This window comes from Pseudomonas sp. WS 5503, from assembly GCF_012985385.1.
In the GTDB taxonomy this organism is placed as follows: Bacteria; Pseudomonadota; Gammaproteobacteria; order Pseudomonadales; family Pseudomonadaceae; genus Aquipseudomonas; species Aquipseudomonas paracarnis.
In genome coordinates this window covers 506,851-530,614 of record NZ_JAAQWI010000003.1, presented here as the reverse complement: position 1 = coordinate 530,614, position 23,764 = coordinate 506,851, and the positions used below count along the sequence as shown (strand labels likewise).

Genomic DNA, 23,764 nt, shown 5'->3' with positions numbered 1-23,764 from the left:
TGCAATTAGATCGTTCCCACGCTCCGCGTGGGAACGCCGCCAGGGACGCTCTGCGTCCGCTCTTTACGTCGTGACGCAGAGCGTCACAGGATGCATTCCCACGCCGAACGTGGGAACGATCGAGGACACACCCATGAAGATATCCAGACAAGCCTACGCCGACATGTACGGCCCCACCGTCGGTGACAAGGTCCGCCTGGCCGACACCGAGCTGTTTGTCGAAGTCGAACAGGACTTCACCGTCTACGGCGAAGAGGTCAAATTCGGCGGCGGCAAGGTGATCCGTGACGGCCAGGGCCAGAGCCAATTGCTCGCCCATGAAGTGGTCGACACGCTGATCACCAACGCGCTGATCATCGACCACTGGGGCATCGTCAAGGCTGACGTGGGCTTGAAGAACGGTCGCATCCACGCCATCGGCAAGGCCGGCAACCCGGATATCCAGCCGGGGGTGACCATGGCCATCGGCGCCAGCACCGAAGTGATTGCCGGTGAAGGCATGATCCTCACCGCCGGCGGCATCGACTCCCACGTGCATTTCATTTGCCCACAGCAAATCGAAGAGGCCCTGACCAGCGGCGTCACCACCATGATCGGCGGCGGCACGGGGCCGGCTACCGGCACCAACGCTACCACCTGCACCTCCGGCCCGTGGCACCTTGCGCGGATGCTGCAGGCCAGCGATTCGTTCCCGATGAACATTGGCTTTACCGGCAAGGGCAACGCCAGTTTGCCCGAGCCGCTGATCGAGCAGGTCAAGGCCGGTGCGATCGGCTTGAAGCTACATGAAGACTGGGGCACCACACCCGCGAGCATCGACAACTGCCTGAGCGTCGCCGATGCCTACGACGTGCAGGTGGCGATCCACAGTGACACCCTCAATGAGTCGGGCTTTGTCGAAACCACCCTCGCCGCGCTCAAGGGCCGCACCATCCACACGTACCACACCGAAGGTGCCGGTGGCGGCCATGCACCGGACATCATCAAGGCCTGCGGCTTCCCCAATGTGCTGCCCAGCTCCACCAACCCGACGCGGCCGTTCACGCGTAATACCATCGACGAACACCTGGACATGTTGATGGTGTGTCACCACCTGGACCCAAGCATTGCCGAAGACGTGGCCTTCGCCGAAAGCCGCATCCGCCGCGAAACCATCGCCGCCGAAGACATCCTGCACGACCTCGGCGCGTTCTCGATGATCAGCTCCGACAGCCAGGCCATGGGCCGTGTTGGCGAAGTGATCACGCGCACCTGGCAGACCGCCGACAAGATGAAAAAACAGCGTGGCCCCCTGCCGGGCGACGGCGTGGGCAACGATAACTTCCGCGCCAAACGCTACATCGCCAAGTACACCATCAACCCGGCGATCACCCACGGTATCAGCCATATCGTCGGTTCCATCGAAGTCGGCAAATGGGCCGACCTGGTGCTGTGGCGCCCGGCGTTTTTCGGCATCAAGCCCACGTTGATCCTCAAGGGCGGCGCCATTGCTTCGAGCCTGATGGGCGACGCCAACGCCTCGATTCCGACGCCGCAGCCGGTGCATTACCGCCCCATGTTCGCCAGCTTCGGCAGCTCCCTGCACGCCACCAGCCTGACGTTTATCAGCCAGGCCGCGCAGGCGGCCGGACTGCCCGAGGCCCTGGGCCTGAAGAAGCAGATCGCGGTGGTCAAGGGTTGCCGCGACGTGCAGAAAACCGACCTGATCCACAACGATTACCTGCCGGATATCGAGGTGGACCCACAGACTTACCAGGTCAAGGCCGACGGTCAATTGCTGTGGTGCGAACCGGCCGAGGTGTTGCCGATGGCCCAGCGGTACTTCCTGTTCTAGAGGATGGCGCTGATCGCTTGATCGGTCAGTGTCTGGTTCAAGGTGATCAGTTCGGCATTGATGCGGCCAAAGGTGCCATCGTAGTCTTGCTGGGACATCAACTGCCCCGGTTCACTTTGCGAAGCCGGTCGGCCCAGGCGCTGGGCCGACCGGCTGATGGTTTGGCGCAGGGCCTGCCTCGCGCTCTCAGGGAGGTTGGCTGCGGCGGCCCATTGTTCCTGCGCGGCCTGATAGTCAATCAGTGCATCAAACTTTGCGGCAATCGACGCGTAGTCAGCTGGATGAGCCCGCTGCAGAAAGTCGGTCCACATCGGCTGCTCCAGCAGGTTGCCACGCAGCAGCTCGCCTTGGTCCAGTAGCTGTACGCGGTTGAATGCCGCCTCGACCATGGGCTCCGTCACATATTCCTCGTGGAACATCATGCTCCGCGATTGCCAGGGCAGGTCCAGACGGGTTGCCAATGGCGTTGTGTACGCCAGGTAGATCTCGACTTCGTCGATATCGGTGATCAAATTGCCGCGGGCATCGTAATGATCGATGCGTGCGCCTTTGGCGTCGTACTCCGGAAACTTGACGCCGTCGTCCTGCAGTTGGGACACGCGCTCATGGGCGATACGGCCCAACTCATCGAGCCGCCACTTGCCCCTGGCCAGGTTGAAGACAGTTTTGCGCACAGAGGCCACGTCCTCGCTGAAGTACGCCGACCAATGCAGCACGGCAACGCCCATCGCATTGAACATCTGGGCGCCGGCGTCCACGCAGGCCGCAGGGTCCCGGGCCATCAGGAACAACTGCTCGCGCAATTCGGCGTCTTCGCCCATCGCCTCAAGTATGCGCCAGACCTTGGCGGTCAGTTCCGGCAACCATACGCCACCCCCGACTGTCGAGTCCCCGGAGTTTCTGACGGCACGAAGAACATTGAAAAAACCCTCAGAGCCAAACGAACCTTCAAGCATGTCCCATAACACTTGCCTGGAGGGCCATTCCTGCGCCGAATAACCGGTTTTCCACTGCTCGCTGTCGCGCGCGCCCCTTTTCGGTAATTGGCGATCCGGATCGCGGCCGGCGGCCTCGATGTACCGCTTGAATTGAGCAAGCAGTTCAGGCGTCAGCGTTTCACGGGTGAGGAAGGTTTTCGCCACAATCAATGCCTTATCCGAGCCCGGCGCGAACTCGGGAATCCGCGCTATCGGGTTCTGCCGCATATCCAGAATGAAGTCTTCCGGCCTGGGCAAACGGAACACACTGCTAGGCCACTCCACCAGGCTTGCTTCATTGAGCAGCAAGGTATGTAAGCGCGGCATGCGCCCGACATCGGGTGGCAAGCCGAGTGGGTTCATTTCCAAAAATAACTCTTTGAGATGCACCCGATCTTTCAAGCGCAAGACGTCTTCAGGCGTAAGGACAATACTGTTACCGCCCAAATGCAACCGCTGCAAATGCGGCATCTGTTCGATGGCTGACGGCAGGCGTGTCAGTTGAGCGGCCTCGATCCCTAATTGACGCAGACCGCGAAAGTTAGCGAGCAGTGGCTGCACATCCGCATCCGTCAGCTGCGAGCCTTCGGCTCCCACAATGCCCAAGTAGCTGACATGGTCGAAGTTTGCAGTCAGTGCGGGCAAGGTTCGGAGCTGCTGCGCCAGGTCCTCTTCCAACCATTCGATTTTCTGCCCCAAGAGGCGCCCATTTCGATCGTAGTGCCGTGGGCCAACCTTTCTCCAGGCGTCATCCAGCGCCGTATAAATCTTGCGCCTGGCCCTCAGCACCTGACGTTGCTGGTCACCGAACGCCTCCATGCCTTGGGGCGGTGTACTCAGCCAGTTGTGCAAGGTCGCCTGCAGGGTCTTGTACTCTTGCTCCAACGCACGCAGCCAGCTCAGATCCAGCGCGCCGCGCTCGTTGATCAGGGCGAGCATTTCGTCCCGGGTGATTTCCGGGTACAGGCTGCGGACCCGCTCGCGTGTGATTTTTTCCCACTCAGTGCCACCGCGCCCGCTCAATGGATAGCCGCGACGCTCGCCCGGCAACACGCTCGGCGGTCGAAAAAACGGCAGCTTTTCCGGCGACATGCCCAAGGCTTTGCGCAACGGTGCTCGGCCTAATGCATGTTGCTGGATCAACCCCTTCAATTGCTCACCCTGGCTGACATGGGGCAGGCCAATCGCGTTGCGATGGGCGTCGGTCAACGCGTGCTGCAAGGCGCCATAGAAACCATTGAGGCCATGCAGATCCTGACCGCGCTCATCAAAGGCTTGATAACGCCCGTCCTCCATACGTGCCAGGACCTTGCGATTGCTCGCCTCCTGAGGGCCAAAACTGGCACGCAATGGGCCTTCAAACCGACCCTCGCGCACTTCCAGGCGCAGATTGTCCGACCAGCCGGGCAGCGCCGGCAGTGTGTGGAGGGCCAGGGTTTCGGTGTCTGGGCCGGCCAACGCATCGAGGTACAAGCCTTCATACGCGAGGGTCAGGCGCATTTGCTGCTGCGCCCGGCGCGCCTTTTCAGCGAGGCGCAGGGGAATGCGCTTGGCGCGGCTCATCGTGTCGCGCTCGGTCGGCGTCGCGTCCGCCAGCACTTCGCGCGCCAAAATCGTCGGCACACCGCTGAAGTCACGCTGGATCAGCATAATCGCGGTGTCGGAGAGTGGCTGCTGCTCGACGTAAATACTCTTCATCAACCGCTCGCGCACCTCGATGGCCCTTTGTTCGAGTTTCAATTGCAGGGCCTCGGTTCTCGCCTCGGGTGTGCGGGCGGTGTAACTGCCCACCAGAGCATCGCGCTGAGGTTCGCTGAACGCTTCGATAATGCGTATGGGCAACTGGCCGCTCATCAATTCGGCGCGGTGGACCTGCACGGTGTCCGCCGCCGCGGCCTGCTGATTACCGTATTTGATCGACGGCCCGCTCAACTCGGTGCCGGAAAATGCCTCGATCGCCTTGCTCGCTGGCCATCCAGGCAACTCCACCGCCAGGGATGCGGCATAGCTGCACAGTGCGCTGCTGAGCGAGCCCTGGCGAATACCCTCGGCGACGCTCACCGCATCGCGATACGCCCTGAACTGGCGCAGGGTGTCGAGCAGGATCGCCGGTACCGGCTCGCCTTCCACATGCACGCGGCGCAGCACGTCCTCACTCACCGCCGCAACGCTGCGCACCTGCTCCAACTCGGCATCACTGAAGCCCTCCGTCACCGGGCCCAATCGCCGCATCAACGTGGCGCCTTCCCAGGTGTGCGGGCGTTCCACTTCATGGTTCCAGAGGCCAGCGCCGTTGCTCTTCAATATCGGTTGATAGGCCTCGGCGCGCGTGGGATGGAGGATGCGGTATTGCTCGGTCAGCGGGTCTTGTTGCACGGCATAGCGTTTACCCTCCAATGGCAGCGCGGTCTGGCCGTTGTGCCGGTGCAGGCCTTGCTCATCCACCGCCACTGAAGGTAGGGACGCGGTGTGCTCATAGGTCGACAAGTCGGGTTTCCACAGCCGAGTCTTGCCACTGGGGAGAGTGACGGCCTTGAGCTGCTCGATAAACGGCGACACGGTGAAGTGCACCACGGCTGCCTGCACCGCCAGCGTCGCTAGGTTTTCCACCACGTCGGTGATGTGCGCCCAGCCCTCTTCGCGATCGCCTTCGCTCAGCTCGATGACACCTTCGATGACTTCGTAGAGCATTTGCCCGGCCATCGCCACGGCCATCAGCACGCCAAGCGGTGGCACCGCCATGGCCACCAGGTTGAGACCGAACAGGCCAATGCTCATGTAATGCGCGGCGCGCAGTGAGCGCGAGGCCTCATCGACATCGGCGGTGCTCACCGCACGATGCCGCGCATTCTCGAACAGGCGGGCACGCAGGCTGCCCAGGCGATAGGTCCACAGGTCTGCAACTTGCCATAGGTCCGTCAGGGTGTGGGCGCGAATGTTGAATTCAGGGGCAGTGGCATGCACGCGCACGTAGGGATGTGGTTCGCCCAGTGTCGAAGGCGTGGCAAAGGACGGAGAAGTGAGCAGGCGCCCCCATTCCGATCGCAAGGCCTGTGCGCCAAACGGCTGGGGAGGTGCGTCCAGCACCAGTTCGGTCAGCCGTTTGTAGTAGTAGGCGCGGTCTTTGTCGGCAACGAACCGGGCAAAAAAATGCTGGTTCGGCGTAGCCCTCCAGCCTTGAGAGCGGTCAGCTTCCTGGGTGGTTTTCGCGCTCAGGCGCTCGGTCAATGCAGTGCTGAAGTCATTGAAGGTGTCATAACGCTTGATGGGATGGTCGGGGTCATCGGGAATATAAACGATGACCCAGCAGCTGTAGCCAGGCTTGGCGCAAGCGTCGATGACCAGGCAATCATGCAGGTGCAGGTTCATCAGGCTCAGGCTGCGATACCCGATAGGCTTGCCATCGCTGAGAATGTGTTTTTCCCCCGCCGCCACCCGCATCAGCAAGGCGTGGTCGCTGTCACCAATGTCGCCCTTGAGCAACGCCAGGTACGCTGCCGCCTGGAAGGCGGCTTTCTGGTGCCGGACATAACGCTCGCGCAGTTCGGCCTGGGACTTGGCGTCGTCAGGTTTCAACTGTGCCTTGAGATGAGCCTGGTACTGCTTGCCCAGGTCCAGGTCTCGGCACAGCTGGGTGAACGCATGAATCTTCAGGGTGGTGGTGTGGCGCTCGAAATGATCGCGCGCGTCCGGTTGGGTAATAAAACCTGAGGCGCTGTTGAAATAGCCCTCTCGAGTCTCGCGTTGCTCAAAGTTGCCAAGGGCAGCGTGCAGCAGGGAGAACGTTTTGACCCTGAAGCCACTGGTCTTTACGCCAAAGGCATCTTCGACCGGTACATACAGGCGCAACCAGGTTTGATTGACGTCCAGCTCGTGGCCGACAGCCTTTAGCTTGGCTTCCAACAAGGGTTGGGCAAACGCTTGCTCCGAGCGTATGTGACTGAAGGTTTTCTCCAGTTCGTTGAGCGAATCGCAACGGGCGTCCAGCAACACTTTGAGCTGATCTTTGTGCGCCTGGGAAGCAGCGTCATACCAGCGGGGAATGGCTGGCGGCGTGTCTTTGAGGGCCTTGCGACGGGAGGGCGAACTGTTGACCAGGCAAGTGGGGATCGCCTGTTTGATCAGCTCGTAATGTTGGCCCTGCTCACCGGGAAGCGGCGTGGCGGGGTCGGTGACCTGAAAGTCCGGCATGGGATGACAACCTTTTTCTTGGAAGAGGTTGTCATCCTAGGCACGCCGTTTTTGCGGCTGGCGCTAACTAAATCAATGACCCGTTCAGAACTGCTCGCGCGGGTTGAACGCAGCCTTTTGCGCCAGGGCCTCCCACAATGCCTTGACCTCATCATCCGCCGCCTTGGGCATGACGGCCTTGAGCTGGATGAACAGATAGCCGCGTTGCCCGGCCTTGTTCAGCAAACCATGGCCCTTGGCACGCATGCGCTGGCCGTTCTGGCTACCGGCAGGCACCTTGAGGTTGATCTTGCCGGTGAGGGTCGGCACGGCCACTTCCGTGCCCAGCGCCAACTCCCAGGGTGCCAGCGGCAGGTTGATGATCAGGTTTTCGCCGTCCACCTCGAACCTGGGGTGGGGCGCAAACTTGATGATCAGGTACAAATCACCATTGGCCCCGCCGCCAATGCCCGGCGCGCCCTGGGCCTTGAGGCGAATGCGCTCGCCATCGGCCACACCGGCCGGGATCTTCACGTTCAGGCTTTTGGTGGTGTTGCTCACATGCCGACCGGAGGCATCGTATTGCGGCACCTGGAAGCTGATCTGCTTGGACTCGGTGGACAGGGTTTCCTCCAGGGAGACCGTGAGCTGCATCTCCACATCCTGGCCCTTGCGCCCGGTAGGACGGCGCTGGCCGCCACCGAAAGCATCACCACGCGAGCCGAAGATCGAACTGAAAAAGTCCGAAAAGTCGCCCGCGTCCTGGCCACCACCAAAGCCGCCACGGCTCTGCCAGCCCGGTGGGCCCTGGAACGGCTGGCCATGCTGGCCGTACTTGCGCAGTTCGTCGTATTCGGCGCGCTTGTCGGCGCTTTTAAGCGCTTCATAGGCCTCGGACGCATCCTTGAACTTGGCTTCGGCGTCCTTTTCCTTGCTGACGTCCGGGTGATATTTGCGCGCCAGCTTGCGATAAGCCGACTTGATCTCTTTGTCATCAGCCGTGGGCTCGACACCGAGAATCTTGTAGTAGTCTTTGAAATCCATGGGGGCATCACCATCCGTTATCGATATCGCGCGGCCCGCCACACGGCACGCCATGGCTGGCAGCCTGGGAATTGATGTCAGGGCGCGTCATAAGTTAATCGGCGGCACACAGGGTCAGTGCAATCACTGTGTACCGCCTGGATATGCCCACAAGATTGGGGCAAAACCCGCCCTTTCAAGATGGGATATGGCTATTTACGACGACAGACCCGTTACTTACTCGGGTAGGATCAAGCGAACAGGTTTTTTATTGCCCCCTCAGTGTACTGATAATCCATGCGCAGCTCGGCGCCCGCTGCAATGTCTTCAGTGGCAAATACCGCCGTCAGTATCAAATTCTCGCGTTTGGTTCGCGCACCCTCCCCTACCCCCATCCACCTGTCTGCCTCGACATTGAAGCCCACCGCTTCAACGTTGTAGCCACTGGGGGCCTGGCGCAACGGTTTGCCCTGGGCGTCATACTCGAAGAGGGTATTGATTCTGGAAATAATATTATCCCCCGACAGGTGGATCGGCTCTTCCACCAGGGTATTGCCCCGCGCGACCTCCTTGCTTCCTACCCTCATGGTGTACGTCTGCCCGCTGGGTCCGAAGATCCCCATGGGCAATACCGTTCCGCCGTACACGCCGACGATTTCGCCCTTGGCGATACGCCGGTTGGCAACCACCATGGCCTGGCCTATCAACGCGCTTTCACCGGGCGCTTTCATGTCCTGGGCCGTAAACGAACGTAGCTGGAGTTTCTCTTCATAGCGTGCGCCCACCTGCTCATAGCCCTGAAATTGAATGTAGGGCTTGATCTGCTCCGAGGTGTAGCGCACACCGGGATCTATCGTGACCGCTTGCTCCAATTCGCGAATGCGGATTGCCCGGCCTTGATAGTCCCTGAGCGGGTATTTGCCGTTATTGGCACGGTTATAACTGCCGATGCGATTGGGGCTGGCCGTAAAGTGGATATCGCGACGCATATGGCGCAGTTCCTCCGCCGTGTAGGGCGTTACCGGCATGGACTCCGACGCGTCGAAAAACTCATCGTCGGAGCCCTGCGGCTTCATCCCACCCGCCAAACCCCTGCGCTTCCAGACCCCATGGATATCGGGCTTGGCTACCACCCCACTGCTGACCAGCGCCAACGGGTTCTGGGGTGCCTGCACCCGCAAGATGTAATGCTCGCCATCGCCCGCATCCGGCATGCTCGCGACAAAATACTGTTTACCGTTGAAATCGATGGCTTTAGCCTCAGACAGTTGCAGCTCCTGACCCACAGGCTCCACCAACACTTCAAGGCTCGCAGTGGGCATCAACGCCTGCGCCACTTCATCGCGGGACAGGGTTTGAATCAGCTGTGCTTCTTCGATTGCAAACTGCCCCTGCAGTGCTTCGGCCTCACCGTCGAACACCGCCTTGGAGATTGCACCGGACTCGAAATCGCGCAACAACGCATTCATTTGTTCGTGATGGGGTTGGTTCTGCGCCTCGAACCGCGAGCGGTATTTGTTCGCGATGTAGTCTTGCCAGAATTCCCTGGCGAGCATGGCTTGAAACTCATGCACCGAATTATCCAGGCCGATCACCTTATCGTACGCAGCATCCAGCATCGCCTGGCTGACGTTGCCGAAACGAATGAACCTGGTCTGCTGCGCCTGGCCAGGCAAGTCAAGCCGCTCTTTAAGGCCGTAACGATAGGCCAGCCTGATTTCCACTTCTTCCAGAGCCCTTAGAGCGTCAGCCTTCTGCGTCGCCGTCAGGTCTTCGCGGCTATTGATCGCAGTCCGGCGCTGGTCGATATCCGTAAGGGCGATCTTTTCCACTTCCTCCAGACGGAACAAGCCCCTGGACAGCTTCACCAGCGCGGCGCCCTGATTCGAATCCAACGCCTGGGCCTTGGCATTGCTGGTCATCAGCAGGATTTCCAGATTACCGAAGGTCAACGCGGCACGGTCGCAACACGTCGCCTGGCCCGCCCATTCGAACATCTCCTTGCGCAGCTGCTCCGACTCGGCGCTGTGGCTGGCAATCGCGTCGATCACCTCCCACACCCGCTGCTGCACATCCTCATATTCAGCGGGCGCCACGTTCAGGTCTCTGAGCATGTCGAAAAAACCGTCCGAGCCTGGCAGTGCACGCAGGGTGGACCATTGGCTTTGGCGCTGGGCAAGCTGCTGCGTTGACAACCCTCTGGCCCAGCGCTGAAACGGCGCTGAGTCGCCAGTAACGGCCTGCGGCACAGCCACCTCCAGAGTGCTGCGCACCAACCTGTTGGCCGCTCGCTCCGGGTCGGTAAGCCGACGGTTGTAATCGGCGATTCGTGCCTGAGTTTCGGCGGACAAGGGGTTCAGGCCCAGGTCAGTGACGCTGGTTACCCGCAGGGATTGCGCCAACGCCTCGTCCGAGGGGGCAATCAGCGCATCGGGCAGCGTTGAAATCCGACTGCCCCTCAGGTACACCGCATCCAGGCTGGGCTGCGCCCCCAGCCCGGTGGGAAAGGTTTCAATATGGGTGTTGCCCATCCCCAGCGAACGCAAATCCGTCATCTGGCTGAAATCCGGCGCGATATCAAGGGGGTTTGAATTGAGGATCAAGGCTCTGAGGGTGCTGCGCGACGCCAGCATCGCAGCCGACTCCGGGTTCAGGCGTATCTGGTTATTTTGCAACGACAGCCGGGTCAGGCCATGCATCTGCCCCAGCGCCGGCGGCAACTCACGCAACTGGTTGCGCGACATGTCCAGCCAGCGTACGCCCTGATGGCGAGCGAGGAACCCCTCAGGCGAAGTACTGAGGTTCATGTTGCTCAGCTTGAGTGAGCCTACGTGGCTGAAGTCCGCATCCAGGTCGGGCAGGCTTGGCAGCGTCAGGCCGCTGAGGTCCAGCTCCAGGCCGAAGGGCTCGCCGTCGTTGGTGAGCTGTTGCGGGGTTTCACGGCGCCAGCAGCGCATGATGCGGTTGTGCGCCAGGTTGCGATCACGCAGTGACGCAGCATCGGTGGCGCGCTCCCCCACGCGCACATAGCGCTGGCGCTCGCCGCCGCCTGAAAATGCCCACGCGTTCAACTGCCTGAGCAGCACAGAAAACTCCTGCCAGCGCCGGTCCAGCTCGGTATCGGCGCCTTCGCCCCAGCTCCAGACAAGCTCCCGGGCCTTTTGCAGGGAATACTCGGGGTACATGTGCTGCACCATTTCCAGGCGTGGATTTCTGCTGTCAAAGGCGCCATCGAGAGCGCCTGACACAAGGTCGGGGCGTGACTGGTTCACGTCCTGCCAATACTTATCGAATGTTTCCCAGTAATCGTGTGGGAAGCGATTGCCATCAAGCAAGGTGACGTTATTGATCCGCACGATCGTTTCCAGTTGATCTGCCGGCGGAACAAGATTGTCCTGCGGTACCTGCAGCAGTCGATTGTGACGTAAGTCGACGCGCTCCAGCCCAGTCTGCGTCCTCAACCCCGAAGGCCAACGCTCGATTCGGGTGAAAGATAGATTCAGCGCTCTTAAATGCGGCATACCGCCGAAATCAGGCAATGTACCCAGCGGATTTTCCGAAAGATCCAGCACTTGCAAGGCATCCAGAGCGCTCAAGCTTGCCGCGCTACGCTCGCTCAGTTTCAGTTCATTGGAGGGCAGTTTCAACGACGTGAGCTGCTTCATATCGCCGATCACCGCCGGCAACTCGACCAACTCGGCGCCAGTCATGCTCAGGCTCTTGATATGCGTGAAATTTTCGAGGAACAACGAGCTGGAGTGCCCCTTCCATGTGAGCCCCGATAACGCCACTTCCTGGACATGACTGAAGTCGGCCTTCAGCGGCGGCAAATCCACCCAACGAATCTCGTCTTTTGAACGACGGATATTCAACTGGCTTCCGGTCTCGCGACGCCAGCAGCGTTTGATTGCATCACTCACACGCCATTCGGCGCTGTAGTACGCCAGGGCATGTGGCCCTCTGGAGCGAGCCCACGCTTTCAAGGATTTTTTCAGGTGGTGGTATTCCAGCTCACGACTGGCCAACCCGCCTGGGACATCTTCGCCCAGCGACTGAATAAACGCTGTGACTTGCTCCTCAGTGAATGATGGATACAACCGGCGTACCCGCTCTGCTGGAGAGCGCAGCACATTAGCCGCCACCCTTGCCATATGCCGAAAGCCCGGAGCGCCGCCCATCAAGCGGACCATCGGATCGTACTCGGGCTTGCGCAGCGGTTGGTCCTCCAGCACCGTGCGCAACGCCTGGCGCGAAAGAGGGCTGCGTTGAATCGCCTGCTTCAATTCGACCGCGCTGCCCAACCCGAGACGCTGACGCTCATCGGGCGCGAGTTGCTCCCAGATGGCGCTGTAGAAATCGCCGGGCATGGTTGCCTGGAACTCACCGCTGTCCAGCAGTATCAGGCTGCGCTTGTGCGGGAAGTCGGGGGAGCCGATGGCGTCCATCAGCGTGCCCTCCGCCGAGTACTGACGCAACTCCACCCGCGAGCCACGGTGCCAGCCCGGCAGGGTTTCCAGGGTGCGCAAGGCCAGGCGCTGACTGTCGAGGTGGGTCTGAGTATCCAGGTGCAGCCCTTCGTAGGCGCGCGCCACGCGGGTTTCCTGCGCGCACCATTTAGCCTGCGTGGCCAACCGGTCAGGCAGGCGCCCGCTGCTGCGAAAAGCGGTCAGCTCATCCACAGCAGCGCCTTGCAGCAAGCGTTCGGCGGCCAGCGTCGGCAAGGCCGGGTAGGCATCCAGCACGCGCTGCACATCGGCGTCAGACGTTGGGTTCAACGCACGGTAACGCTCCTCCAGCAGCGGTCCCTTGAGGCTATCAACGGCATCGCCAAGGTACTGGCGCAGCTTGGCGGCGCGAACGTCCAGCGACTCTTCGGGGCTGCCGGGGAGTTCCTTGAGCTGCGGGTCGACGCCTTGCAAGGTGTACAGCAACTCCCTGAGTAAACGGCCCTGGGCCATGGCGGTCTCGGTCAACACCATCACGCGCTTGGGCAATAAGGGCGACGCATCGGCGCTTTCCCACACGACCTCGCCCGTTGGGCCGATGACTTTCAGCGCTACGCCATCAGGCAGCAGGCCGCGGCGTTGAAGCAGGTCAAACTGCAGTGCCGGTTCGGCCTTCTGATAGACCAGCGGGTCGCTGCTTTTGATTTGCTCGACAAAGGTAGTCAGTTGCTGATGCAGCTCGAAGCGCTTGATGGTGTCGTCAAGCAACAGCGGCAAGGGTTCATGATCGACCGCAACCTGGCGCAGAGCGTCAGTTTCGACGCCGCTGATACGCAACGGATCCGCCTGCTCGACCAGCCCGAGGCGCTTGATCAAGGTGGGCTCGTCCCAGGTCAGCGGTTCTTCCAGCTCATGAGTCCACACCCCGTTATGGTTGTGTTCCAACTCCGGCGCATAGGCGTCGGGGCGAGTCGGGTGCTGAATACGGTACTGGCCGCTCGGGTCTTGCTTGACCTGGTAATGCGTATCCTCAAACGACACCCATTGCTGACCGGCATGATCGTACAGGCCCAACGTATTGGGCTTGACCTCTGGCGCCGGTTTGGTGGTAGAGGCATAGGGCCTGAGGTCGGGGTTCCACAGTACCTGCTTGCCCGTGGGCAGCGTCACCGGTTTGAGGTGATCCACTGCGCTTTGCCATTTGACGGCGGGCAGCACCTTGGACCCGGTGGCGATGAACGCTACGTTCAGGGCTACCGATGCAAAATGCGCCCACATCTGGCGGGGCTCGCCTTGATCGTAGGCCTCAATGCCTTCAAATACTTCGTAGCACATCTGCGATGCGCCCACGGCCAACATGATCGGGCCGAGCCCCGGCACCACGAACGCGGCGAGATTGAATACGCTGACGGCCGCCTCGAAAAAGCCTTCCAGGCGTTCGAGCCGGGCCTTGCGGTCCTCGTCTTCGGTGGGCACGGCCACTGCGCGTGCATCGCTCAGGATCTTGCTGATATGCGCCTGGCGACTGCGCTGCCACAGCTCACCGGCAAGGGCGAACTCTTGCATAGGCAAGCGCGCCAACGGCGTGCGCAACGGGTAGTCCGCGCCGCCATTGCCGTTACTGGCAGGCTGGTACAGACGGTTGAACCGGGTGAAGAACCCGCCTTGTTCGCGCACCGGCACAAAGCGGCTGAAGAAGCGCCGGTACGATGCGCTGTGCAGACGGGTACGCAAGTCGGCCATGAATTCGCCACTGGACGCATACTCCTTGAGGGGCTGTTGCGGGTCGCCGGGGATGTACACCACCAGAGGCTCGGGGCGGTTGGTGTTTTGCCGATCAGGGCCGATCAGCAGCGGCCCCACCAATACGCTGTCGAACACGTTGAGCGCGGTGTATGTCACAGGCTTCCCGGCCAGTTTCGGCGTGGCGGAGCCCGTGACCACATTCTGGAGCATCTGGCAGGCGTTGGCACTGAGCGGTCCGGTGCTTTGCGACCGGGCAATATCGATGCACAGTGCCAACTGCTCGCGTTGATGCTCTTCCAACAGCTGTTCAAGCGCCTGGCGTTCATCCGAGTCCTGGGGCTCTACAATGGCCTTGATATGCGCCTGATAAAGCGCGCCAAGGTCCAATGTGCGGCAAAGCCTGGCGAAAGCATGGGGCGTGATCGCCACCGCCTGTGCATGGACGGCCGCGAAGGTCGCAATGATGTGGGGGTTTTCTAGGTTGAAGGTGGTGATCAGTTGGCAATCGGTGCACGACGACGGCTGCTCTTCATCGGCCTCGAAATTGGCCAGGGCCGCTTCCAACAGGGAAATGCCGCGATACCTGTAGCTCAGTGACGGGTCGTTTTGCTGCTCGAAAACAAAGGCACCGTAGAAGTCATCGCGAGCACCTTTTGAGCCGTATTTGCGCACGAAAAATACATTGCGCACATCCAGTTCCAGGTTGAACTCTTTCTTGATCGCCTCTTTGAGCGGCTGTTCGGCGAAGGCCAGGACGTCTTCAATCTGGCCCAGGTGCTCTTCAATCGCATTGAGCGTTTCGCGAAAGCGCGTGTGCCGGGCAGCCAGAGTGGTTTTGTCTTGGTGAGTGGCGGCCAGGTACCAGGCAGGAATATCCATCTCGTGCGTGCCTAGCTCTTGCTGGCGTTGCGGCGAGCCTTCCATGAACCAGTTCGGCACGCGTTGTTTGAGAAAGTCGTAATGCACGCCGCGCAGGTCGGCGTTGAAGGTTGCATCAGGCATAGCGATTCGTCCGTGAGGGCAGTAAAACCCGAGCCTAACCAAGCCCCTGCCGGTTCAAGACGTAGCTATATAGCGCGAATTTACGGATCGCCGGTCTACGCATCCGCTCGCGAGTGACATACACTGCGCGGCCGTTTTTTGCCCGGAACCTGTAAGACATGAAAAACGAATCTCCAGCCCGTGCCTGCGGCATCGACTTCGGCACGTCCAACTCCACCGTCGGCTGGATCCGCCCCGGCGAGGAGACGCTGATCGCGCTGGAGGACGACAAGATCACCCTGCCGTCAGTGGTGTTCTTCAACTTCGAGGAGCGCCGCCCGGTATATGGTCGCCTGGCGCTGCACGAATACCTGGAGAACTACGAAGGCCGCCTGATGCGCTCGCTCAAGAGCCTGCTGGGTTCCAAGCTGATCAAGCACGACACCAGCGTGCTCGGCACTGCCATGCCCTTCACCGACCTGCTGGCACTGTTTATCGGCCAACTCAAGAGCCGCGCCGAAGCCAACGCCGGTCGTGAATTCGAAGAAGTGGTACTGGGCCGCCCGGTATTCTTCGTCGATGACGACCCGATGGCCGACCAGGAAGCGGAAAACACCCTGGTGGATGTGGCGCGCAAGATCGGCTTCAAGGACATCTCGTTCCAGTACGAACCGATTGCAGCGGCGTTCGACTACGAGTCGACCATCGAGAAAGAAGAGCTGGTGCTGATCGTCGACATCGGCGGTGGTACCTCCGACTTCTCCCTGGTGCGTCTGTCGCCGGATCGTCGTCACAACGACAATCGCCAGAGCGACATCCTCGCCACCGGCGGCGTGCACATCGGCGGTACCGACTTCGACAAACAGCTCAGCCTGCAAGGCATGATGCCGCTGTTCGGCTACGGCAGCCGCATGAAGAGCGGCGCCTACATGCCCACCAGCCACCACATGAACCTGGCCACCTGGCACACCATCAACTCGGTGTACTCGCAAAAATCCCAGCTGGCCCTGGGCAGCATGCGCTACGACATCGAAGACACCGGCGGCATCGACCGCCTGTTCAAACTGATCGAACAGCGCGCCGGGCACTGGCTTGCCATGGAAGTGGAAGAAACCAAGATCCAGCTCACCCATCAAGACAGCCGCCACGTGCCGCTGGACCGCATCGAAGCGGGCCTGAGCGTAGACCTGAGCCGCGCACTGTTCGAGTCGTCCATCGACAGCTTGCTGGAACGTGTACGCGGCAGCGTCACGCAGTTGCTCAACGACGCCTCGGTGAGCGTGGCGCAGGTGGACACGGTGTTCTTTACCGGCGGCTCCAGCGGCATCCCGGCGCTGCGCCACAGCATCTCTGCAATGCTGCCGAATGCGCGGCATGTGGAAGGCAATATCTTCGGCAGCATTGGCAGTGGTTTGGCGATTGAGGCGAGCAAGCGCTACGGCAGCTGAGTTTCAGCTGAAACCGTGGCGCGCCCACTTGACGGTAACCACGATGCGAAGCGAGCCGCTTTTGATCTTGATCTGCTTTTGATCTTAGGCGCCCCGTTAAACCACGCTGGCCGGAATTCGACAGGGATTTGGGGGGTAAACCGGCAGGGATGCCGGTTTAGCCGCCCCGCGCCATGGATGGCGCGTGGCGGCGGCCCCCTAAATCACTGGCGGATTACGGGCACACCGAGCCCAAGCGAGGTGCCGAGTGGTGGGGCAAGAGCGTTTTGCTTACTTTTGCGCTTCTCAAAAGTGAGACGCCGTCAGGGCGTAACCCTAAGCGGCCGTTACCTAAATAACGGATATGTACGCGGTCAAATCCAAGATCCCGGTCGGCAGTCAGGCCGCCTTCGCGAGCAAGCCCGCTCCCACAGTTTGATCGCGGGGCGTCAGATAGATAGGGGCCGGCTGTGAGGCCGTCATCGCAGGCAAGCCAGCTCCCACAATTTGATCGGGTTGCGTCAGGTAGATAGGCTTCGGCTGCAGGCCGTCATCGCAGGCAAGCCAGCTCCCACAGATGATCGCATTTCAATGTAGGAGCGGGCTTGCCGGCGATGGCGTCAGCCCAGGCGACACAAGGCTTAAACCATCCCACCCAGCTTCAGCTCGCTTTTCAGATAGGCATAGTAAATCGGCCCCGCCACCACCCCCGGCAGGCCGAACGCTGCCTCAAACACCAGCATCGCCAACAACAACTCCCATGACTTGGCACTGATCTGCCCGCCGACGATTCGCGCGTTGAGGAAGTACTCGACCTTGTGGATCACGATCAAATACCCCAGTGCCGCCACCGCCACCCAGATCGACAGCGACAGCGCCACGATGGTGATCAGGGTGTTGGAGATCAGGTTGCCAATCACTGGCAGCAGACCGAGCAGGAAGGTCAGCACGATCAGGGTCTTGGTCAACGGCAGGTGAATGCCGCATAACGGCAGCACCACTGCCAGGAACACCGCGGTGAAGGCGGTGTTGAGCGCGGCGATCTTGATCTGGGCGAACACGATATTGCGAAACGCCTGGACCAGCAGGTGCAGGCGGTCGAACAGCGCGGCGGCCAAGGGTTTGCGCTTGGTCAGGTCGGGCACGCGCTGCAAGGCGATGATCGCACCCAGCACCATGCCGATCAGCAAGGTGACGAACATGTGGGCGGCGTCTTTGCCGACCAGTTGCAGTTCGCTCAAGTGCTTGCTTAGCCAATCGCCAATGGCCACGCGAAACTCCGCGGCGCTGGCGGGCAAATAGGCGTCGATGGACGGCGGTAATTGACCGCGCGCGCGGTCGACCACGCCCATGAATTTGTCCAGGGAAGCCCCCGGGTTTTCCGCTTCGTGGAGCAGGAAGCTGATGGCGCCAGCGAAGATCAAGGCCAACACGCTGACGATCAAGGTGCCCAGCAAGGCCACCGCCAGCCAACGCGCGCGCCGGCCTTCGATCAGGCGTTGCAGTTGAGGGGTGAGCATGTTGACCAGTTCATAGACCAACAGGCCGGCCAGCAGGCTGGGCAGCAATTTCAGCGGCAGTACCAGCAGCAACCCGCCGAAAATGATGATGTAGCTGGACAGCAACAACACATGACGCTGAGAAAACGTTGGCATACAGCCTCAAAACAAACGGCGTTGAAGGATGGGCAGTCTGCCAGCCTTGAGGGAATCAAGCGAGAGCGGGTGTTGTGAATACGATCAGGTGTGGGAGCTGGCTTGCCTGCGATACGGGCACCTCGGTGTATCCGTCATACCGAGGCGACGCAATCGCAGGCAAGCCAGCTCCCACAGGGGTTCTGCAGCATTCGTGAACTCGCGATCAGCCCTTGAGGCAGGTGCTCATGAATGTCTTGCGCGCATCACCGGTCAACGCCTTGGTTTTCGCCGACGCATTGCAGTCTTTCATCTTCTGCTGCTGCGGGGTCAGGGTCTTGGCGTCGTTGGCGGCAGGTGCCGACAGGCAGGTCTTCATGAAGGCCTTACGGTCATCGCCCTTGAGCGTCTTGGTGGTGGCCTCGGCATTGCAGGTGGTCATTTTGTTCTGCTGGGCAGTGGCGGCAAAACCCTGGGCACACATCAGCAGGCCCATCATCAACAACGGAATACGCAGCATCTTCATGGAGTTTTCTCCCTGTTACCGTGCCGACGGGCACGGCCTACAGCGCAGTGTAGTCAAAACCTGTTACAACTTCACCGGCCACGAATATTCGCCCGCCGGTATTGCTCCGGCGTACAGCCGGCGTGGCGTTGGAACATGGCGATAAACGCCGAGGCGGTGCTGTAGCCCAGATCAAACGCCACGTGTTGCACACTGCGGTCGCTGTCCAGTGCCTCGATGGCCGCCAGGTAGCGCAGGCGCTGGCGCCATTCGCCAAAGCTCATGCCCAGCTCGCGCACAAACTGGCGCGCCAGGGTGCGCTCGCTCACATGCACCTGCTCGGCCCATTGCGCCAGTGGCCGGTTGTCTCCCGGCTCTGCCTGCATGCCCTCCAAGACCCCAAGCAATCCCGGGTGGCGGGCGTAGGGCAGGAAGCAGTCGTGGACCGGCGCCTGCCTGAGCTGGTCCACCAGCACCTGGGCCAGGCGGATGTCGGCGTCGGTGCGCGGTGCATTGACATCGCGCAGGGCGAAATCCTTGAGGATCGCCTTGAGAATGTCGCTGATCGCCAGGGTGCAAGGCTGCTGCGGCAACTGCTCGCACAGCTGCGGCGCCAGCCCTACGGAGTGGTAGACAATCGCCTCGGCATTGTAGGAGCTGTGCTCGGTATGCGGCGGCACCCACACCGCGTATTGCGGTGGCGACATGAAGCGATTGCCCGCCACTTCCATGCGCATCACACCGCTGGCCGAGTAATCCAGCGAGCCCCAGGTGTGCTGGTGCGGGGTGCATTCGGTGTCCGGGGCAAAATCGGAATACCGAAAGTACACCGGGCTTGGCAGGCGGGCAAAATCGGGCAGGCGCACGGTATGTCGGGACATATTGTCTGGATTCAACGCTTAGTTGTCTGGATCGCAGTATAGGCTTCGATCCAGACAGAGGATAATCCTGCCTCGTCAACACTCTGGGTTTCTTTTCAATGCAATACGCGTATCCGCTGCTGGCTATCTTTATCTGGGCCGGCAACACCGTGGTCAACAAATTGGCCGTGGGCTCGATCTTCCCGGCTGAAATCGGCTTTTACCGCTGGCTGTTCGCTGCGTTGCTGTTCACGCCGTTCATGCTCAAGCCGGTGATCGCCCACTGGCCGCAGATCCGCCCCAACCTGGGCAAGATCTTTATCCTCGGCGTACTCGGCATGGCGGTGTATCAAAGCCTGGCCTACTACGCCGCAACGCTGACCAGTGCCACCAACATGGGCATCATCCTCTCGCTGATGCCACTGATGGCGTTGACCGCCGCGATTATCAGCCTCGGCCAACGCCTGACCTTTGGCGCGCTGACCGGCGCGGTGCTGTCGTTCGCAGGCGTGGTAGTGGTCGTGTCGGCCGGCAGCCTGGGCGCGTTGCTGCAACATGGGGTCAACCTGGGCGACGGCATGATGCTGGTGGCGACCCTGGCTTATGCGGTCTACAGCACCCTGCTGAAAAAATGGCAACTGCGCCTGCCGCCGTTGGTGCTGCTGTATTTGCAGGTGCTGGTCGCGGTGGTGGTGCTGCTGCCGCTGTATCTGTTCTCGGCCAAGGCCGGTTTGGGCTGGGCGAATATTCCGCTGGTGCTATATGCCTGCCTGCTGGCTTCGATGCTGGCACCGCTGGCGTGGATGCACTCGGTCAAGACCCTGGGGCCAAGCCGTACCACACTGTTTTTCAACCTGCTGCCTTTGATTACCGCACTGATTGCAGCCGTGGTGCTGAAGGAGGAGTTGGCGCTGTATCACTTGGTGGGGGGCTTGCTGACCCTGGGTGGAGTAATTCTGTCAGAGCGTTGGACCACACCGGTCAGACGCCCTCAGGACACATCCTGTTAAATCCGATAAAACTTTTCGCCTGGCCCGGGACTCACAACCAATAGCGATCACGCCGGCAGAGCGTGGCGTACAACCGGATTAGCCCCAGGAGATTGAAATGACTGAAGCACGATTGACTGACGTTGCAACCCTGCGCAGCCGCGCCCGCCAGAACGTCGAAAACGGCGCCGTGACCGAAGGCTATGACGCCGACCGCGAAGAAATCATCCGCCTGCTCAACGAGTCGCTGGCCACCGAACTGGTCTGCGTGTTGCGCTACAAGCGTCACTACTTCATGGCCAACGGCCTCAAGGCCAGCGTGGCTGCTGATGAGTTCCTGGAACATGCGACCCAGGAAGCCGAGCACGCTGACAAACTGGCCGAGCGTATCGTGCAACTGGGCGGCGAGCCGGAGTTCAACCCCGACCTGCTGTCGAAAAACTCCCATGCGCAATACGTGGCGGGCAACACCTTGAAGGAAATGGTCTACGAAGACCTGGTGGCCGAGCGGATCGCGGTAGACAGCTACCGCGAGATCATCCAGTACATCGGTGACAAAGACCCGACTACCCGTCGCATCTTCGAAGACATCCTGGCTCAGGAAGAAGAACACGCCGACGATATGGCGGATATTCTGCAGGATCTGTAATAACTAACACCGCAACATCCCCCTGTGGGAGCGGGCTTGCTCGCGATAGCGTTGGATCAGTTGATAAATCTTTGACTGATACTCCGCTATCGCGAGCAAGCCCGCTCCCACAGTTACTTCACGGTCTTGGGCGCCTTGCCTTCCTTCATCTGTTGCAGCAACGGTGCGCACTCATTGGGCTCGCCACCGCTTGGGGCAACCAAGGCGAGCAAGCCAGCAGCAGGCCCGGCGATCACGCCGAGGGCGACCATGCCCGCACCGCGTAGCGCCAACGGAATGGCTTTCACGCCAGCATTGGGCTTGATGAAAGGTCCATTGACGTAGAGCGGTGAACGCAGGGAGAACAGGCGAAAGCCCTTGGATTCCGGCGTGATGGTCAGGTCCAACTGCTCGGTGGCCATATTTGCGGTGCCGTCGATGTAGATGATCGCGTTCTCGGTATCGAACACAAACAGCCGCGTGGTCGCCAGGCCCGTCTTGATGCCGAAGTCCGCCGCTGCGCAGTTAATCTTCACTTCCTCGTCGCCGAACAGACGGCCCACCACGTAGTTGCCCACGTTGAGCCCTGCGATTTCCATCAGGCTTCGGCTGATGGCGCCATCGTTGATGAGCATCTTCAGGTCACCGTTGGACGTGCCCAACAGTGCGGCCACCGAGTTGCCGCGCCCGGAAATATCGGCATCGCCGTTGAGTTCACCGAAGCTGGTTTTCATCGGTTCGAAAGTCGGGAACAGCTGCTTGAGCTTGAAGTTGCGCGCCGTCAGCTTGGCGCGGCCCTCCATCGGCGTAGTGCGGCCGTTCAAGCGAATCTGCGCATCAAGCTTCCCACCGGCCACGCCAAAGCGCAGGGGTTCAAGGCTCAGTTGGCCGTCGTTGAGCACCAGGTGGGTGTAGAGGTCGGTAAAGGGCAAGTCGGCACTGTGCACGATACGCTTGCCGGTGAACTCCACATCGGCATCCATCTCGCGCCAGCGTTCGGTGCGGAACTCTTCAACCGGCAGCACTTTGGTCGCCGGTTGCTTGCTTTCACCGCCACGGGCTTTTTGCTCGGCATTGGAATCTGCGCCAATCAGCGGCGCCAGGTCATCCATCAGCAGTTGGTTGGACACCAGCGCGCCGCTGAGCTTGGGCCGTGGCTGGCTGGCAACATAGGCCAGGTCGCCGTGGATGTCGCTGTTGCCAATCTTGCCGTTGAAGTTCTCGTAGCGAAAGGAGGCGCCGCTGGCCTCATGCAGTTTGGCGATCAGGTGGCCGTCGGTGGAATAGGCCGGCGAATCCGGCAGGGTCACGCCGGTCAGCGGATACAGGTTGCCCAGGCTGCTGCCCGACAGTTTCAGGCGCAGGTCCAGGGCACCTAGGTTCAGCGGGTCGGTCAGGGTGCCGGCCAGGGCGATGCTGGTGTCCGCGATCTTGACTTGGGCTTGCAGCGGGAACGGCTTGGCCGCGTCCTGCAAGGCCAGCAAGCCACCGATCTTGCCCGTGCCCGCGAGTTTCTGGCCGTGGTACTGGCCTTTGACCTTGAGGCCGAACGCGTAATCCTGGGGCGCCGAGCCTTTTTCCAGGGCTTTTTTGGCGTCGGCATCGCCGACGATTTCACCGAAGGGAATCGGCTTGCCCAGCGGGTCGATGATCACATCCAACTGGGTCTTGAGGCTTTGATCGTCAAGGGTCACATGGCCTTTGTCAAAGCCGATGGCGCCAATATCCACCACCCAATTGGACGGTTCGGCGTTGGGGTCCTTGGGGTCGAACTTGAACGTCCAGTTGGCGCGGCCATCAGCCAGGCGCTGCAACTGGGCACTGGGTTCGGTGAGGTCGATGCGCGGGATCACCACACGCTGCACCAGCAAGGCCAGGGGCGAAATGCGCAGCTCAACCTTCTTGAGCGTGACCATCTGCGGTTGTTTCGACCAATCGGGGTTCCCCAGAGTCAGGTCTTCGGCAATCACATGGGGCCACGGCACCCAGGCGCGCCAGCCGCCTTCATCGGGCTCACGCTGCCACACCACGGCGAGGTTGCCGTTGATGGCGAACGGACGATGCAGTTCTTCGGAGACCTTGGCATTGAGGGGCGGCTTGATGCGGTTCCAGTCGAAGAACACCAACACCAGTACCACGATGGCAATCAACAGAACGAAGCTGGCGCAGCTCCAAGCGAGAATTTTACGAGTGCGCGTCATTGCACAGGACTCCTGAATACGACTGGCTGGGCAACAGCCTTTTAAACAGCTTATAGGACTACGACTGGCAAAGTGCCTGGGGGTTTAACGCAACCGCGGATTTAACCGAAAAAAGCGATTTTCCTGATCAACCAGACAATTTTCCCCATCGACGACGCACCATTGTTACCCAGGTTCGTGTCGAAAATACCCACATCGGTGCAAAGCCGCGGGCTTGAGAGGCTCGATCTAGAGCCTCCGGCGAGAACAATCAATTCTGTTGATTATTACCATTGTGTTTATGAACTTTTATATCGACTTATCAAGGGTAACATTAGCCCTGTACCCACTTTATCGCCCTCCCT

At 60.6% G+C, this 23,764-nt stretch carries 11 protein-coding genes; 4 read left to right on the top strand and 7 right to left on the bottom strand.

The features are described from left to right. Positions 1-133: 133 nt before the first annotated feature. Entirely contained in the window at positions 134-1,834 is a 1,701-nt protein-coding gene (gene ureC / locus HBO10_RS11395; RefSeq protein ID WP_054896378.1) for an urease subunit alpha, read from the top strand. Here ureC and HBO10_RS11390 read toward each other — a convergent pair. The 3 genes from HBO10_RS11390 to HBO10_RS11380 form a co-directional block, all read right to left on the bottom strand. Beyond that, positions 1,831-7,002 (bottom strand): DUF6543 domain-containing protein, encoded by a 5,172-nt coding sequence (locus HBO10_RS11390; protein ID WP_034126394.1) that lies wholly within the window; start codon positions 7,000-7,002, stop codon positions 1,831-1,833. The genes ureC and HBO10_RS11390 overlap by 4 nt on opposite strands. Before the next feature lie 84 nt (positions 7,003-7,086). Continuing rightward, positions 7,087-8,025, bottom strand: coding sequence for a DnaJ C-terminal domain-containing protein (locus HBO10_RS11385; RefSeq protein WP_034126393.1), 939 nt, complete (start codon positions 8,023-8,025; stop codon positions 7,087-7,089). A 230-nt stretch (positions 8,026-8,255) separates the two neighbouring features. Continuing rightward, on the bottom strand, positions 8,256-15,197 hold the full coding sequence (locus HBO10_RS11380; RefSeq protein ID WP_034126392.1) for a DUF6543 domain-containing protein: 6,942 nt from the start codon (positions 15,195-15,197) through the stop codon (positions 8,256-8,258). A 158-nt stretch (positions 15,198-15,355) separates the two neighbouring features. On the opposite strand from HBO10_RS11380, the gene HBO10_RS11375 reads away from it, so the two are divergent. Next, positions 15,356-16,624 carry an Hsp70 family protein gene (locus HBO10_RS11375; RefSeq protein WP_034126391.1) on the top strand — a complete coding sequence of 423 codons (1,269 nt, stop codon included), beginning with the start codon at positions 15,356-15,358 and terminating at the stop codon, positions 16,622-16,624. A gap of 620 nt (positions 16,625-17,244) precedes the next feature. On the opposite strand, the gene HBO10_RS11370 is transcribed toward HBO10_RS11375, so the two are convergent. From HBO10_RS11370 to HBO10_RS11360, 3 genes are all read right to left on the bottom strand, one after another. Continuing rightward, positions 17,245-18,258: an AI-2E family transporter gene (locus HBO10_RS11370; protein ID WP_003188124.1), complete on the bottom strand. Its 1,014-nt coding sequence runs from the start codon at positions 18,256-18,258 to the stop codon at positions 17,245-17,247. 205 nt (positions 18,259-18,463) lie between these two features. Beyond that, the gene (locus tag HBO10_RS11365) at positions 18,464-18,763 is read right to left on the bottom strand and encodes a PsiF family protein (protein WP_014716700.1); all 300 of its coding nucleotides are present in this window, start codon (positions 18,761-18,763) and stop codon (positions 18,464-18,466) included. Positions 18,764-18,834: 71 nt separating this feature from the next. Beyond that, the gene (locus HBO10_RS11360) at positions 18,835-19,623 is read right to left on the bottom strand and encodes a helix-turn-helix transcriptional regulator (protein ID WP_034125676.1); all 789 of its coding nucleotides are present in this window, start codon (positions 19,621-19,623) and stop codon (positions 18,835-18,837) included. Between the two features lie 98 nt (positions 19,624-19,721). Between HBO10_RS11360 and HBO10_RS11355 the strand changes: the two genes are divergently transcribed. Continuing rightward, a complete protein-coding gene (locus HBO10_RS11355; RefSeq protein ID WP_034125675.1) occupies positions 19,722-20,612 on the top strand; it encodes a DMT family transporter in 891 nt (296 codons plus the stop codon). Positions 20,613-20,709: 97 nt separating this feature from the next. Then, entirely contained in the window at positions 20,710-21,240 is a 531-nt protein-coding gene (locus HBO10_RS11350) for a ferritin-like domain-containing protein (RefSeq protein WP_034125674.1), read from the top strand. A 113-nt stretch (positions 21,241-21,353) separates the two neighbouring features. On the opposite strand, the gene HBO10_RS11345 is transcribed toward HBO10_RS11350, so the two are convergent. Next, the gene (locus tag HBO10_RS11345; RefSeq protein WP_034125673.1) at positions 21,354-23,420 is read right to left on the bottom strand and encodes an AsmA family protein; all 2,067 of its coding nucleotides are present in this window, start codon (positions 23,418-23,420) and stop codon (positions 21,354-21,356) included. Between the last annotated feature and the right edge of the window lie 344 nt (positions 23,421-23,764).

Excerpts from the sequence above, each read along its gene's own strand:
- ureC (WP_054896378.1), top strand. The coding sequence starts at position 134 with ATGAAGATATCCAGACAAGCCTACGCCGACATGTACGGCCCCACCGTC.
- HBO10_RS11390 (WP_034126394.1), bottom strand. The coding sequence starts at position 7,002 with ATGCCGGACTTTCAGGTCACCGACCCCGCCACGCCGCTTCCCGGTGAG.
- HBO10_RS11385 (WP_034126393.1), bottom strand. The coding sequence starts at position 8,025 with ATGGATTTCAAAGACTACTACAAGATTCTCGGTGTCGAGCCCACGGCT.
- HBO10_RS11380 (WP_034126392.1), bottom strand. The coding sequence starts at position 15,197 with ATGCCTGATGCAACCTTCAACGCCGACCTGCGCGGCGTGCATTACGAC.
- HBO10_RS11375 (WP_034126391.1), top strand. The coding sequence starts at position 15,356 with ATGAAAAACGAATCTCCAGCCCGTGCCTGCGGCATCGACTTCGGCACG.
- HBO10_RS11370 (WP_003188124.1), bottom strand. The coding sequence starts at position 18,258 with ATGCCAACGTTTTCTCAGCGTCATGTGTTGTTGCTGTCCAGCTACATC.
- HBO10_RS11365 (WP_014716700.1), bottom strand. The coding sequence starts at position 18,763 with ATGAAGATGCTGCGTATTCCGTTGTTGATGATGGGCCTGCTGATGTGT.
- HBO10_RS11360 (WP_034125676.1), bottom strand. The coding sequence starts at position 19,623 with ATGTCCCGACATACCGTGCGCCTGCCCGATTTTGCCCGCCTGCCAAGC.
- HBO10_RS11355 (WP_034125675.1), top strand. The coding sequence starts at position 19,722 with ATGCAATACGCGTATCCGCTGCTGGCTATCTTTATCTGGGCCGGCAAC.
- HBO10_RS11350 (WP_034125674.1), top strand. The coding sequence starts at position 20,710 with ATGACTGAAGCACGATTGACTGACGTTGCAACCCTGCGCAGCCGCGCC.
- HBO10_RS11345 (WP_034125673.1), bottom strand. The coding sequence starts at position 23,420 with ATGACGCGCACTCGTAAAATTCTCGCTTGGAGCTGCGCCAGCTTCGTT.